This window comes from Vibrio sp. 2-2(8) (genome assembly GCF_963888495.1).
Classification (GTDB): Bacteria; Pseudomonadota; Gammaproteobacteria; order Enterobacterales; family Vibrionaceae; genus Vibrio; species Vibrio anguillarum.
The window spans coordinates 194,931-209,796 of sequence record NZ_CAWPJM010000011.1 but is presented as its reverse complement, the minus strand read 5'-3'; the positions used below and the strand labels follow the sequence as shown (position 1 = coordinate 209,796).

The 14,866-nt window shown below is 43.9% G+C and carries 15 protein-coding genes; 11 read left to right on the top strand and 4 right to left on the bottom strand.

Features of this window, described 5'->3' with window-relative positions; genetic code table 11:
• The first annotated feature begins 15 nt into the window (after positions 1-15).
• From fabG to ptsG, 9 genes are all read left to right on the top strand, one after another.
• Positions 16-750, top strand: coding sequence for a 3-oxoacyl-ACP reductase FabG (gene fabG / locus AACV12_RS03705; protein WP_041769216.1), 735 nt, complete (start codon positions 16-18; stop codon positions 748-750).
• A gap of 234 nt (positions 751-984) precedes the next feature.
• Positions 985-1,218: an acyl carrier protein gene (gene acpP, locus AACV12_RS03700; RefSeq protein ID WP_014204679.1), complete on the top strand. Its 234-nt coding sequence runs from the start codon at positions 985-987 to the stop codon at positions 1,216-1,218.
• A gap of 90 nt (positions 1,219-1,308) precedes the next feature.
• The gene (gene fabF, locus AACV12_RS03695; RefSeq protein ID WP_026028275.1) at positions 1,309-2,553 is read left to right on the top strand and encodes a beta-ketoacyl-ACP synthase II; all 1,245 of its coding nucleotides are present in this window, start codon (positions 1,309-1,311) and stop codon (positions 2,551-2,553) included.
• A 77-nt stretch (positions 2,554-2,630) separates the two neighbouring features.
• On the top strand, positions 2,631-3,428 hold the full coding sequence (gene pabC, locus AACV12_RS03690; protein ID WP_170899951.1) for an aminodeoxychorismate lyase: 798 nt from the start codon (positions 2,631-2,633) through the stop codon (positions 3,426-3,428).
• A complete protein-coding gene (gene mltG / locus AACV12_RS03685) occupies positions 3,425-4,441 on the top strand; it encodes an endolytic transglycosylase MltG (protein ID WP_017049103.1) in 1,017 nt (338 codons plus the stop codon). The genes pabC and mltG overlap by 4 nt, the downstream gene beginning before the upstream one ends.
• Complete coding sequence (gene tmk, locus AACV12_RS03680) at positions 4,438-5,082, top strand: dTMP kinase (protein WP_094123824.1); 645 nt, start codon at positions 4,438-4,440, stop codon at positions 5,080-5,082. The genes mltG and tmk overlap by 4 nt, the downstream gene beginning before the upstream one ends.
• Before the next feature lie 9 nt (positions 5,083-5,091).
• Positions 5,092-6,078, top strand: a complete 987-nt coding sequence (gene holB, locus AACV12_RS03675) for a DNA polymerase III subunit delta' (protein WP_094123825.1) — start codon at positions 5,092-5,094, stop codon at positions 6,076-6,078.
• Complete coding sequence (locus AACV12_RS03670) at positions 6,069-6,854, top strand: YchF/TatD family DNA exonuclease (protein WP_170899950.1); 786 nt, start codon at positions 6,069-6,071, stop codon at positions 6,852-6,854. Before holB ends, AACV12_RS03670 begins: the two co-directional genes overlap by 10 nt.
• A 427-nt stretch (positions 6,855-7,281) precedes the next feature.
• Positions 7,282-8,712 (top strand): PTS glucose transporter subunit IIBC, encoded by a 1,431-nt coding sequence (ptsG, locus tag AACV12_RS03665; RefSeq protein WP_013856413.1) that lies wholly within the window; start codon positions 7,282-7,284, stop codon positions 8,710-8,712.
• A 362-nt stretch (positions 8,713-9,074) separates the two neighbouring features.
• Here ptsG and AACV12_RS03660 read toward each other — a convergent pair whose 3' ends face one another.
• The 3 genes from AACV12_RS03660 to AACV12_RS03650 form a co-directional block, all read right to left on the bottom strand.
• Complete coding sequence (locus AACV12_RS03660) at positions 9,075-9,170, bottom strand: MetS family NSS transporter small subunit (RefSeq protein WP_010319106.1); 96 nt, start codon at positions 9,168-9,170, stop codon at positions 9,075-9,077.
• Complete coding sequence (locus AACV12_RS03655; RefSeq protein ID WP_017045264.1) at positions 9,170-10,630, bottom strand: sodium-dependent transporter; 1,461 nt, start codon at positions 10,628-10,630, stop codon at positions 9,170-9,172. The genes AACV12_RS03660 and AACV12_RS03655 overlap by 1 nt, the downstream gene beginning before the upstream one ends.
• Positions 10,631-11,107: 477 nt before the next feature.
• Positions 11,108-11,692, bottom strand: a complete 585-nt coding sequence (locus tag AACV12_RS03650; protein ID WP_170899949.1) for an outer membrane beta-barrel protein — start codon at positions 11,690-11,692, stop codon at positions 11,108-11,110.
• Between the two features lie 134 nt (positions 11,693-11,826).
• Between AACV12_RS03650 and cydH the strand changes: the two genes are divergently transcribed.
• Both cydH and AACV12_RS03640 read left to right on the top strand, forming a co-directional pair.
• Positions 11,827-11,916, top strand: a complete 90-nt coding sequence (cydH, locus tag AACV12_RS03645; protein ID WP_094123948.1) for a cytochrome bd-I oxidase subunit CydH — start codon at positions 11,827-11,829, stop codon at positions 11,914-11,916.
• A gap of 18 nt (positions 11,917-11,934) precedes the next feature.
• Positions 11,935-13,134, top strand: coding sequence for a patatin-like phospholipase family protein (locus AACV12_RS03640; protein WP_170899948.1), 1,200 nt, complete (start codon positions 11,935-11,937; stop codon positions 13,132-13,134).
• An 18-nt stretch (positions 13,135-13,152) separates the two neighbouring features.
• Here the strand turns inward: AACV12_RS03640 and pyk are convergent, their stop codons facing one another.
• Complete coding sequence (gene pyk, locus AACV12_RS03635; protein WP_017045267.1) at positions 13,153-14,601, bottom strand: pyruvate kinase; 1,449 nt, start codon at positions 14,599-14,601, stop codon at positions 13,153-13,155.
• Positions 14,602-14,866: the final 265 nt, after the last annotated feature.

Here is a 14,866-nt window from a genome sequence, read left to right as displayed (position 1 = left end):
AGGAAAGAATAGATGATGAACCTAGAAGGCAAAATTGCTCTCGTGACTGGCGCAAGCCGTGGTATTGGCCGAGCGATCGCTGAATTATTAGTTGAACGCGGTGCAACAGTGATCGGCACGGCTACTAGCGAAAGCGGTGCAGCGGCAATCAGTGAATATCTTGGTAATAATGGTAAAGGCCTAGCGCTGAACGTGACGGATGTGGAATCTATCGCAACGACGCTGAAAATCATCAATGACGAGTTTGGTGTGATCGATATTCTTGTGAATAATGCCGGGATTACTCGTGATAATCTATTAATGCGCATGAAAGATGATGAATGGTCAGATATTATTGATACCAACTTAACGTCTATCTTCCGCTTATCGAAAGCGGTGCTACGTGGCATGATGAAAAAGCGCAATGGTCGCATCATCAATGTGGGCTCTGTGGTCGGTACTATGGGTAACGCTGGTCAAACCAACTACGCAGCGGCAAAAGCGGGCGTAATTGGCTTTACTAAGTCGATGGCTCGCGAAGTTGCATCTCGTGGTGTGACGGTTAACACAGTTGCGCCAGGTTTTATCGAAACAGATATGACAAAAGCGCTGAATGATGACCAACGTACTGCTACACTAGCCCAAGTGCCAGCTGGCCGCTTAGGCGATCCACGCGAAATTGCGTCGGCAGTGGTATTTTTAGCTTCTCCAGAGGCTGCCTACATTACGGGTGAAACTTTGCACGTAAATGGCGGGATGTACATGGTATAAGTTGGTTTTTGAACGTTATTGATGAAATAAAGGCTTTGCTATTGTCAACAACGTGTAAAACTTGCTAACTATATGCGCAACATTTGTGCATGATTTAAGTCAAAAATGGTCTTAATTTCGGTTAAAATCGGTAAAATTGTGGTTTGACCAGCAATGACCCACTTGCAACTTTCCCTAGTTAGAATAAACTACGGAACCATCGCATTAGGCGAAATCTGTAAAGGAAAAGAAAACATGAGCAACATCGAAGAACGCGTAAAGAAAATCATTGTTGAACAGCTAGGTGTAGACGAAGCAGAAGTAAAGAATGAAGCTTCTTTCGTAGAAGATCTAGGTGCTGATTCTCTAGATACAGTTGAGCTAGTAATGGCTCTAGAAGAAGAATTCGATACTGAAATTCCAGATGAAGAAGCTGAGAAGATCACTACTGTTCAAGCTGCAATCGACTACGTAAACAGCGCTCAGTAATATCTCTCCCCAGGCGGCCCTCTGGCCGCCTGAGTTTTTCTAACTCTTCTATACCTCTCATAGAACTTTTCAACTCCGGAGAATATGATCGTGTCCAAGCGTCGTGTCGTTGTCACTGGCATGGGTATGTTGTCACCGGTAGGCAACACTGTAGAATCTTCTTGGAAAGCCCTGCTAGCTGGTCAAAGCGGTATCGTTAATATCGAACATTTTGATACCACCAATTTTTCAACTCGTTTTGCAGGTCTAGTCAAAGACTTTAACTGCGAAGAGTATATGTCTAAAAAAGATGCCCGTAAGATGGATCTCTTTATCCAGTACGGTATTGCGGCGGGTATCCAAGCACTTAATGATTCTGGTATCACAGTAACTCCAGAAAATGCCCCAAGAATCGGTGTTGCTATCGGCTCTGGTATTGGTGGTCTTGACTTGATTGAAACTGGCCATCATGCCTTGGTAGAAAAAGGCCCACGTAAAGTGAGCCCGTTCTTTGTACCCTCAACGATTGTCAACATGGTTTCAGGCAACTTGTCTATCATGCGTGGTCTTCGTGGTCCAAATATCGCTATTTCTACCGCATGCACAACAGGTTTACATAACATTGGCCATGCGGCACGTATGATTGCATACGGTGATGCCGATGCAATGGTGGCGGGTGGTGCAGAAAAAGCATCGACACCACTTGGCATGGCGGGTTTTGGCGCAGCAAAAGCATTGTCTACGCGTAATGATGAACCGCAAAAAGCGTCTCGTCCTTGGGACAAGGGCCGTGATGGCTTTGTTCTAGGCGATGGTGCGGGTGTTATGGTTCTTGAAGAATATGAACATGCTAAAGCACGCGGTGCGAAGATTTACGCTGAGTTAGTTGGCTTTGGTATGTCTGGTGATGCTTATCACATGACTTCACCAAGCGAAGACGGTTCAGGCGGTGCGTTAGCGATGGAAGCCGCGATGCGTGATGCGGGCGTAACAGGTACTCAAATCGGTTACGTCAACGCTCATGGTACTTCGACTCCAGCTGGTGATGTTGCGGAAATTAAAGGTGTTAAGCGCGCTTTAGGTGAAGAAGGTTCGAAACAAGTTCTTGTCTCTTCTACTAAATCTATGACTGGTCATTTGCTAGGCGCGGCTGGTTCTGTTGAAGCCATTATCACCGTTATGTCATTAGTTGACCAAATTGTTCCACCAACCATTAACCTTGATGATCCAGAAGAAGGTTTAGGCATTGATCTTGTTCCACACACTGCCCGCAAAGTGGAAGGTATGGAATATGCGATCTGTAACTCTTTTGGTTTTGGTGGTACAAACGGCTCGTTGATTTTCAAAAAAATCTAATGATTGTGGTTGTGACACTTGAGTTTGAACGGCTTGATGCTTAGCATTGAGCCGTTTCTTTTTGTGGGGTAAGCACGATGTTTTGGGTAAATGGACAACCTAGTGACACTCTATCTCTTACTGATCGCTCTTTTCAGTATGGGGATGGTTGCTTCACAACGATTCTCGTTTGCGCTGGTGAGCTTCAATATTGGGATATGCACGTTGAACGCATGGAATCTTGTTTGCGGTGTTTAGCTATTCCCGCCCCTGATTGGCAGCAAGTTGAACATTGGCTCTCAACGATCGTTCCTAGTACCGCAAAATCCGGTGTGAAAATTCATATTAGCCGCGGACAAGGTGGTCGGGGTTATAGCCCTGCTAACGTTGGCGATTCTCAAGTCACTATCAGTACCTTTGAGTATCCAGCCCATTATGGTCAGTGGATAGCCGATGGTATCGAGCTTGGTGTATGCCAACAGCGGATGGGACTCTCGCCATTATTGGCGGGTCACAAACATAACAATCGACTAGAACAAGTTTTATTGAAGTCAGAGATGGATGCAAAAGGGTACGCTGACGGCATCGCGCTAGACATCAATGAGCATGTCATAGAAACTACGGTTGCAAATATTTTTTGGGTGTCAGGGGATAGGTTATGTACGCCAAGCTTAGACAATGCAGGCGTAGCTGGGGTTATTCGTCGTGTATTATTGGCGGCGGCTACCGATCTCAAGGTTGAGGTGAGAGCATTCTCATTAGAAGAGTTATTGTCGGCAGATGAAGTGTTTATTACTAACTCCTTATTAGGCGTTGCGCCTGTCACGGCAATTGCAAATACGATTTTCCCTATTGGTAAAATAACACGCTATTTTCAGGAGCGTTTTAACTCGTGATTAATCGAATTCTCGTTGTATTACTACTGATCATTATCGCCGTTGGAGCTGGATATTTCTACATTGAGCGACAGGTAGATGCTTATTTAGAACAGCCTCTATCGCTTCCTTCATCGCAAGTCGTGACCATAAAATCAGGTACAAGCCTTAATGGCGTATTAACGCTATTGAATGAGAAAAAATGGATAACGGATTTTTCGATGTACAAGTTAGTACGACGTCTGCATCCTGAAATAACCAAAATTAAGGCGGGAACTTACCAAGTACAACCCGGAGATCGATTGATCGATCTCTTAAGTGACGTGATATCCGGTAAAGAGCATCAGTTCTCTATTACCTTTGTCGAAGGGAGCCGCTTTAATGAGTGGCGAGCTCTGCTTGCACAAACTGAAGGCGTGACAAACACGATAGCTGATTTGGCAGAAGCCGACATTGCCCAAAAATTAGGTATTGAGCAGCAAAAGCTTGAAGGACTGTTTCTAGCGGAGACTTATCATTTCCCTTTTGGAACGACCGATCTTGAGATCCTAAAAAGGGCCAATAGACGTCTTGAGAAAATACTCGATCAACATTGGGCCAATCGCCAGCCAAATCTGCCAATTAAAACGCCTTATGAAGCGTTGATTTTGGCGTCAATTATTGAAAAGGAAACGGCTATTGCTTCAGAGCGAGGGCGCATTGCCTCCGTTTTTGTCAATCGACTCAATAAACGGATGCGGCTACAGACTGATCCTACGGTCATTTACGGGCTTGGCGATGCCTACGATGGTAATCTTCGTAAAAAAGACTTAAGAACACCGACGCCATTTAATACTTATACTATTTTTGGTTTACCTCCTACGCCTATTGCGATGGCGGGGGAAGCCTCAATCAAAGCGGCATTAAACCCAGAGCAGAGCAATTATTTGTATTTTGTTGCCAGTGGCTCTGGTGGACACGTTTTTTCTAAAACATTGAATGAACATAATCGCGCTGTTCGCGCTTATTTAAAACAGTTAAGAACCCAGTCATGAATGCTAAATTTATTGTTGTAGAAGGTTTAGAAGGCGCAGGAAAAAGCACTGCTATTCAATCCATTAGAGAAACACTTATTGAGTTCGGCGTGACAAATATCACTCATACTCGTGAGCCGGGCGGGACTGTTTTAGCAGAAAAAATGCGCGCCTTAGTCAAAGAAGAGCATGAAGGTGAAGTGCTTCAGGATATGACTGAGCTGTTATTAATGTACGCCGCTCGTGTTCAATTGGTTGAAAATGTGATTAAGCCTGCACTTGCGGCTGGTTCGTGGGTGGTTGGTGATCGCCATGATATGTCCTCTCAAGCCTACCAAGGTGGTGGGAGGCAAATTCCGCTAGAAACGATGCAAAACCTTAAAAAGGTAACGCTAGGTGATTTTAAGCCAGATTTTACTCTCTATTTGGACCTAGATCCGAGCATCGGTTTAGAAAGAGCCAGAGGTCGAGGTGAGCTTGATCGTATCGAAAAAATGGATATTGGTTTTTTTGAGCGCACGCGTGAACGTTACCTTGCCCTAGCTAAGGAAGATAAAAGCGTGGCCGTGATTAATGCTGAACAAACAATAGAAGCGGTGGCATTCTCTATCAAAGCAGCGTTAAACCAGTTTCTAGAAACCAATATGCTAGAGAGAAACTAGAGCTAAACATTGAGTAACAAATTAATGATAAATGATCTGTATCCTTGGTTAGCAGGCTATTGGCTTCAGTGGCAAACCAGCCTCAATAACCAGCAGTTCCCTGCGGCGAGCTTACTCGTTTCTCCCTCAGGGCTGGGCGCTGAACGGCTCATTGAGAAGTTGAGTGCAGCAGTGATGTGTTCGCATAGCCATTCAGAAGCGTGTGGGTTTTGTCATAGCTGCGAATTGATGAAGTCTGGTAGTCACCCTGATTTTCATCTGATCTCGCCTGAAAAAGAGGGGAAGGCGATTACCGTTGATCAAATTAGGCAATGCAATAAGTTGGCTCAAGAATCGGCGCAGCTTTCTGGTGCTCGCTTTATCGTTATTAATCCCGCCGATTCCATGAATGAATCAGCAGCGAATGCACTGCTCAAAACGTTAGAAGCTCCGGGGCGCAATTGTTTTTTCTTACTTGTCGCCTCTCGTATCAACCCATTACTCCCAACCATTATCAGTCGCTGTCAAAAAACGGTGCTGACACCACCGAGCAGTGAACAAGTCTCGCATTGGTTAAGTGAACAGACATCGCAACCTGTCCCTCCTTATGCGGCGCATTTAAATGGTTATTCACCACTAAATACGTTGGCGTTTATTCAATCGGGAGAGTTAGCAAAATATCAGGCTTTTGAGCAAAATATTGCTCATTGCTTAACCGATGCCAGTGCCGATATTTCCGCTTGTGTGAAGCAGATTAATGAGGCGCCTACCCAATATTTGGCTTGGTTGTGGACCATGTTGACCGATACGCAAAAGGTACAATTTGGCGTGGTTGAACAGCAGCAGCTTCCTATTAGCCTTCGATTAGCAAAACAGATCAGCTACCCAGTACTTTATCGCCAAACCAAGGTATTAACTCGTTTAATGGAAGAACTAAAGACGTTTAGTGGGCTCAATAGCGAGCTACTGATCAGCGATTGGCTATTTAACTTTAATGATGAGAAAACATGTTTGTAGATTCGCACTGCCACTTAGATAAACTTGATTACGATACGCTCCATATCGATGTTGCTGATGTAGTAGAAAAAGCTCGTCAAGCCAATGTTAAGCAATTGCTTTCTGTTGGCGTAACGCTGGATTCTTTTGAACCAATGTTAGAGCTTATTCAGCCCTTTGATAATGTTCATGCTTCTTGTGGTGTTCATCCACTTGACGTTGAAAGTCATTTTGAATTGACCCGCTTCCGTCAATACGCGAGTCATCCCAAAGTGGTGGCGATTGGCGAAACGGGGCTAGATTATCATTATCAACCGGAAACGGCTGAGTTACAGAAGTTACGGTTTTCACAGCACATTGAAACCGCCGTTGCCCTTAACAAACCTTTGATTATTCATACACGAAATGCCCGGGCTGATACTCTTGAAATGCTCCGTAATGGTGGGGCAGAAAGGTGCGGTGGTGTTATCCATTGTTTTACTGAAGATCTTGCCTTTGCACAAGCCGCTATGGAGCTTGGCTTTTATATTTCTATCTCAGGAATTGTCACGTTTAGACAAGCGACAGAATTGAAAGAAGTTGTGAAGGCGCTGCCCTTGGAACGCTTGCTGATTGAAACTGATTCCCCTTATCTTGCGCCGGTTCCACACCGTGGTCAGCAAAATCAGCCAGCCTACGTTGTTGAGGTTGCTGCTTATATTGCACAGCTAAAAAGTCTGTCATTAAAAGTAATTGAAGAAAAAACGACCGAAAATTACCAAAATCTTTTTTTGCGACGGAAAGTTGAATTGTCGTGAGAAATGCGTGTAAGACGGCGTTTTTTATCAAGTTAGCGTGATAATTAACAACTTATTACCTTGTTTACTTAATCTGTTGAAAAAATAAGCTTGAAAGTTAAAATTGTAATTTTGTTACTAAAAATAACAAGTGCGCTAATTTTATTCACTCTGTGAAATTAATGGTATTGTTAACAATGTCATTATAAAACATGGAGTTATATTAATTGATTGGCAGTGTTTACACCCTCCCGCATTGTGATCGGTCTATTGTTTTGAAACAAAATTTCGTTACTAACTAGAAAGTTTGAGTGGCATCAAGATATATTTAGAGGCGAAAAATATAATGCGATATGTGGTTACATTTTCATTGGGTGCTAACATTTAGGCTACGGGGGTGTGCCGTTAGAACCCAAACAATTCTAATAACTTAATCAGGAGCATAAACATGTTTAAAAACCTTTTTGCAAACCTGCAGAAAGTTGGTAAGGCTCTGATGCTTCCAGTATCAGTTTTACCAGTTGCGGGTATTTTGCTTGGTGTGGGTGCAGCGAACTTTAGCTGGCTACCAGAAGTTGTTTCACATTTAATGGAACAAGCTGGTGGTTCGGTTTTTGGTCAAATGGCACTACTCTTTGCAGTAGGTGTAGCATTAGGCTTCACGAATAACGATGGTGTTTCAGGCCTGTCAGCAATTGTTGGCTATGGCATCATGGTTGCGACGCTAAAAGTAATGGCAGTCGTAATGGGTGTTGATAACATCGAGACGGGCGTTCTTGGTGGTATCCTTGCAGGTGGTGTTGCTGCTTGGGCATTCAATCGTTTTTACAAAATTCAACTTCCTGAATATCTTGGCTTCTTCGCGGGTAAACGTGCAGTACCAATCATTACGGGTTTCCTTGCGATTGCTCTAGGTATTGTTTTATCTATCATTTGGCCTCCTGTAGGTTCAGCTATCGCAACATTCTCTGATTGGGCTGCTAACCAAAACCCAGTAACCGCATTTGGTATCTACGGTGTTGTTGAGCGTTCATTGATTCCATTTGGTCTTCACCACATCTGGAACGTGCCTTTCTTCTATGAAGCAGGTACATGTACCAACAATGCAGGTACTACCGTTCACGGTATCATGACTTGTTTCTTGACTGCTGATGATGCGTCTCGCGCTGCAGGTAACGGTTTCGGTCAACTAGCGGGTGGCTACCTATTCAAAATGTTCGGTCTTCCAGCTGCAGCAATTGCAATTGCACACAGTGCTAAACCAGAAAACCGTGCCAAAGTAATGGGTATCATGGCGTCAGCTGCATTGACTTCATTCCTAACGGGTATTACAGAACCTATTGAGTTCTCGTTCCTATTCATCGCTCCAGTACTTTATGTTGTTCATGCTTTGCTAGCTGGTCTTGCTTATGTATTGACTAACGCTCTAGGTGTTGTTCACGGTCACACGTTCTCGAACGGTTTCATTGACTTTGTTGTTCAATCTCCTCGTGCTGAAAACATGTTGCTATTGGTTGGTCTAGGTATTGCTTATGCAGTTCTATACTATGTCGTGTTTACTTTCGTTATCCGTACGATGAACCTGAAAACTCCAGGTCGTGAAGATGAATCTGAAGAAGCTTCTTCTGCTACAGGCAGTGAGTTAGCTGGTGAACTTGTTGCAGCCTTTGGTGGTAAAGAAAACATCACTAACCTAGATGCATGTATTACTCGTCTACGTGTTTCTGTTGCTAAAACAGAAGCAGTAAACCAAGAGAAATTGAAACAGCTTGGTGCTGCGGGTGTTGTTGTTGTATCGGGTGGCGTTCAAGCTATCTTTGGTACTAAGTCTGACAACCTTAAAACTGAAATGGATGAGTGGATCCGTAATCACGGTTAATTCATATCTTTTCATTCCCCTATAAAAAAGGAGGCGAAAGCCTCCTTTTCTTTTGCCGCTAACTCGTTCATCAGCCATCCCCTATTTTTATAAGTTGATCATTGCCATCTCATTTATTAGTTGAGTTGTCCGCTTGCGGCGATAAGACGGATCTCACGCTTGGCTTGTTGACTTAACTCTCTTTATCTCAAACGATAATCAAGTAAGGGCTATTTCGCTCTATTCCTTTATTCACATCACTTGTTTAATTTTGCTGTGGTTTGGGGTGGCATGAATAGGTTTGGCTTCAAGAGGCAGGTGTAGCGGTTGTCGACAGGCATAAAAAAAGCCGATGATGACATCGGCTTTTAGAATCAACAGGATTATTGTTTGTTCATGGCTTTTTTAATGCAGATGGCGGCGCCACCCCACGTAATGCCCAAACCAATAATCATCATAATAATTGCACTTGTCGTCATTAGTTGCACTCCTTGCGGCTTGTTGCATTGATTGTTACGCCTATAGCGAATAGTAACCCGATCATGACCCATCCTAGGGTGAGGTCATAACCACCGTAACCCTCTGTGAATAGAGCGTTCAGTTTTGTGGCGACAATAATGGCCAAAATCACAGGTGAGATAAAGCGCAGACAAATATCAAACCACACGCCAATATTGAAATCGGAAATGCTGTTCACGTATTTGCGTACGTCAGAAATCTTAAATAGCCATGCCATGAGCGTAAGTTCCACTAGACAGCTCGCCATAATGCCCACGTTGTTTGCGAAGTGGTCGACAAGGTCGAGTAGCAACAGGCCACCGTTGGTCGCAAAGGCCATTGAAACCAAAAACCCTACGCTGATAACTACATTAGCGGCCTTTTTACGGCTCCATTTTAGCTTATCGATGACGGCTGAGGTGACGGCTTCAATGATTGATATGTGTGAGCTTAGGCCTGCAACAACAAGTGCAAAGAAGAAGATTGGCCCAAGAATATAGGGCGCTGGCAATAGGTTGATAGCCGCTGGTAACGTAACGAATGCAAGCCCAACGCCCGCAGACACGACTTCTGTCAACGGTTTGCCTTGTTCATGAGCCATGTAGCCAAGAACAGAGAAAATCATAATCCCCGCCAGAATTGAGAAACCACAGTTGATCAATACTGTCATGAAGGCGTTATTCGTTATGTCTGATTTCTCAGGAAGGTAGCTGGAATACGCCAGCATGATGGCAAAACCAATACTTAGGGTGAAGAAAATCTGTCCATAAGCAGCAGCCCAAACCTTCACATCCCAGATCTTGTCAAAGTCAGGCTCAAACATGTAGTTCACACCATCTAATGCACCTGGTAGGAAAATCATGCGGCCAATCAAAAGCAGTACCATGATAAACAGTATTGGCATCATGATTTTTGAAGCGCGTTCGATTCCAGATTTCACTCCACCGACGATAGCAGCATAAGTAATGGCCCATGCAATCAGCATTGCAATGGCGATTTTCCATTGAATACTACCGAGATTTGTCGGTGAATTATCGCCTAGTGCTAAATAGTTGCTAAAGAAGAAAGCATTAGTATCGGTTCCCCAACTTTGTGTAAACGACATACCAAAGTAGGAAATAGCCCAGCCAATAACGGCCACATAATACACAGCAATAATAGCGGCAACCCCTACTTGGAACCAACCTAACCATTCAAATTTTGCGTGAATTTTAGCCAGAGTGGCTGGTGCTGAACCGCGATGCTTTTGACCCATGCTGAACTCTAGGATCATAAACGGTATACCCGCTGTGATCATGGCGAAAAGGTAAGGGATGAAGAATGCACCACCCCCATTCTCATAAGCCATATAAGGGAAACGCCATATGTTTCCAAGACCGATAGCCGAACCTACGGCAGCCAGAATGAACCCTGCACGGGATCCCCATTGTTCTCGCTTCATTGTTTACTCCTTTACGACTTCCCTGAGGTATGAAGCTTCTCTTCGGCTGCGGAGCCAGTGTTGGAGTGATGAATACTATCGGTACACTAAATAGACCGTGAATATTTGCGCCATCATCCATGAACTGGCAAAAAGTTAGTGTTATATGTTGTCAGCTTTCAGAGAACTCAGAATATTGTTCTTAATAGTTCGATGTGTGTTTGCTGTATCTGAAATAATCAGCTACGCATGGGTTCGAGACTACAGACTAATCTAAGTTAAGGCAATAGATTGTAAATGTTATTCTCTGGTTTTTTGATGGTGTATTAGTTGTTAATTAATTGGGATTTAGGTGGAATGAACGTCATTTTTTAATAAGAATGGAATTTATAACTTCGTTGTCTAAAAAATATAAATGATAAAACTATTTTTTGTCGAAGAGTGTATGACTGAAAAACATACACTCACTAGTGAATCACACCACAATTTTATCTTGGTTTAAAAACGAACTGTTAGGCCGATATTAGCCGAAAATTGATTGATCCAATCAGATTTAAAACGAATCGCGCACGTTTCTGAAGAGGGCAGTGTGCAGGTTGCTGAAGTTTCGTTGTCAACAGAGGTACCTAACCAACGCACTTGGCTATTCAGCGCAATGTTATCGGTAAAGGCATACTCAAAACCCCCAAACAAGCTTGAAGAAAAACCATATTTATCTTTAGCCCAGTCAACATCCGTATAAGAACCACCGATACCTAGGCCTATATAAGCGGTCAATTGTTGGCTTGTCGGATAATAAATGCTGCTTTGAAAGTGGAGATAATGGATGTTGGCATCCGAGTTAATGGTTTCAACAGAGGTGTTTTGAGTGGCATAAAACAGACCAATTCGGCCTTTTTCGTAATCAGTTTCTATAGCGAGGCCATAACCAGAGGAAGCTTTTAAATCGTATTCATTGCTGGTTTGATCCTCGACTTCCCCCCCAATGATATACCCAAAAAAGGGAGAAACGATGACTTGCGCTTGTGCATAGGGAGCAGATAAAGCTCCTATGATAAGAATGATTTTATTGTATTGATGCATAATTATTAACCTAAGCCACTTTTTAACGATTAGGTTATTGTGATGGTAACTCCATAATTGTGCACGAAAAACCAACGATTCTTGAAGATACTTCACACTGATGTTATTACTTTGTTATCTGATAGGAGGTGGCTATGGAACTTGATCTAAAATACGCATTAGTGATTACTGCAACGGTCTTTACTATTCTCGTCGGTTTTGGTTTGATCGCTATCAGCCATTAATCAACGAGGGTTCTGCTGATGAACACTAGTGGAACTATCTCTGATAAAGAGACGAGAGCGGATTTAGATCGGCTCTCGAAGTACATTGGAGGGAAAAATGCATTGGTTGCCCAAGGTGGTGGCCAAAGAGGTATTTTTACCGCAGGTGTGTTAGATGCGTTCCTTCTTTCCAATTTTGACCCCTTTGATGAATTTTATGGCACCTCTGCAGGTGCATTGAATTTGTGCGCTTACCTATGCCGTCAGCATGGGTTAGGCAAGGCTTTTATTTTAGAACTCACCACGGATGCTAATTTTTTTAATCTATTTAGCTACGTTCGGCGTAAGCAGTTCATGAACTTGGATTGGGCTTTAGATCGCATATCGGAATTTCCTTATCGGTTGGATGTCGATATGGGAGCCCAAGTCCTTGCGAACAGAAAAGCTTATGCTGCTGTTACCTCAGCACACTCACTCCACGACCATTATTTCCCGATATTAGAAAGTAACTGGCGAGAGGTGTTGATTGCCACCTGTGCGATTCCCCGCTTATATCCGCATGAAGTCAAGCTGGGTGATGACCTATATATTGATGGTGGAGTATCGGCATCAATTCCAGTTCAGGAGGCATGGCGTAGAGGTGCCCGTTTTGTCGCGGTAATCCGCACTGAATGCCCTGATATCGACGCGGTAGAGAGTGGGTTACCGATGAAGCCGTTGCCTTCTGCTAAGCCTTACAACGAGGCTCATTGGTTACATGAACCTTTGCAAAATATTCAAGGTCAGTGGCGACAAAAATTGTCTTACTGGAAGCAAGAGTGGAGTGGTCTTCTCCATCAACAAATAGAACGTTCTAAGCTACAAAAACGTGAGCAAATGAATTTGGAGCTACTCAATGGTGGACGCTGGTTATTTGGCGCTGATGATATTTATCGCTTGAGTCATTTAATTGGTGACAAGTTTGATTCGGGGTTAGCGGATATGTTAATGGTGCATTACCAAACTTATTCTCTTACTCAAGAATTTTTGCGTGCGCCGCCGGATGATGCTTACATCCTACAGATTGTGCCCAGCGAACCATTGAGGTCAAGATCTCTCTTAAGCAGTCAAGAAGATCTGCTTTATGATTATGAGCTGGGACTGACGGCGGGTTATCGCTTTATCGACCAATTTAACCAAGCGCAGTCGGCATATCAGTCCCGTATTGCATCATCGGATTATTTTCCCCGCGACCATTAAGTCAACGGGGAGCACGGGTTATTCAAGGACCGGCAGGATACGCATGCAGTTGGTTGACCCTTCGACATCCATAATGTCACCTTGAGTGATGATCACTAAGTCACCGAACTCTAACAATTTTTTCTCCTTAAGCGTATTGAGAGCTGCAACGGCCACATCAAAACCAGTGTCTGCTTTGGTATCAAAATAGACGGGTGTGACTCCCCGGTATAGAGCGCAGCGGTTTAAACTTCGTTCATTGGGTGACATAGCAAAGATAGGCAGTACAGAATTTAAGCGTGAGGTCATAAGCGCTGTTCTTCCTGATTCGGTCAGAGTCACCATGGCTTTGATTCCTTCCATGTGATTGGCCGCATAGATAGTGGACATCGCAATGGTCTCTTCAGCAGTCACAAACGAAGTATCGATTCGGTAATTTTGTTGGCTAGCTTCGATCATTTTTTCCGCGCCGACACACACTTCGGCCATCGAACGAACCGTTTCTACTGGGTATTTACCAGCAGCAGTTTCACCTGAAAGCATCACCGCATCGGTTCCGTCAAGCACCGCATTGGCAACATCCATTACCTCCGCGCGGGTTGGCATTGGGTTCTCTATCATTGACTCCATCATTTGTGTTGCTGTGATCACTACTCTATTGAGTGCCTTAGCGCGGCGGATCAGTTTTTTCTGCACACCAACCAGCTCAGGATCACCAATTTCTACCCCCAAGTCACCACGAGCGACCATGATCACATCAGAGGCCATAATGATGTCATCAATATTGTGATCACTGGCCACGGTTTCTGCCCGTTCCACTTTCGCCACGAGCTTGGCCTCAAGGCCTGCATCACGAGCGAGGCGGCGAGCGTATTTCATATCTTCGCCATTGCGAGGAAATGAAATGGCCAGATATTCAACCTGTATTTCGGCGGCGAGTAGTATGTCTCGTTTGTCTTTTTCGGTCAGCGCTTCCGCCGATAAACCGCCACCCTTTTTGTTGATGCCTTTGTTATTTGAAAGTGGACCACCGACGGTGACTATGGTGTGTATTTTAGCACCATCGACTGCTGTGACGAGTAGTTGTACTCGTCCGTCGTCCAATAGCAGCAAGTCATCCTGTTGCACATCTTGTGGTAGTTTTTTGTAGTCAATGCCAACCGAGTCTTGGTCACCTTGCCCTGGGGGGAGCTCTGCATCAAGAACAAATCGGTCACCTTCATTTAAGTAGACTTTTCCTTCTTTAAATGTGGAGACCCTAATTTTTGGTCCTTGTAAATCACCAAGTAAAGCGACATGGCGACCCAACTTAGCCGCGATAGCTCTTACTCGTTGCGCTCGCAGTTTATGGTCCTCGGAGCTACCATGTGAAAAATTCATGCGCACAACATTTGCGCCAGCTTTGATAATCGCCTCTAATATCTCGCCTTTGTCTGTTGATGGGCCTAAAGTAGTCACGATTTTTGTTCTTCTTAACACAGCGGTCATTGTGTTCTCCTGATGGGGCGGGAATCTAGATTGAGTATATGCAAGATCTGGCGAAAGAAAGGGGATAAGAGTGAAATTTATCGACAGGTGTCAGATGATTTTTGTCACAAAAAAAGAGGAGTTTCATATTTTTTGAATGTAAACAAATGGCAGTTTATTGGCTAAATACACGAAGATCTAGGTATATCCGTGATGCTTGTCACGGCAATATACTAAAGCGCTTCACAATTACTTCGCAAAGTAAAAAAATTGGCATGTTATTGAT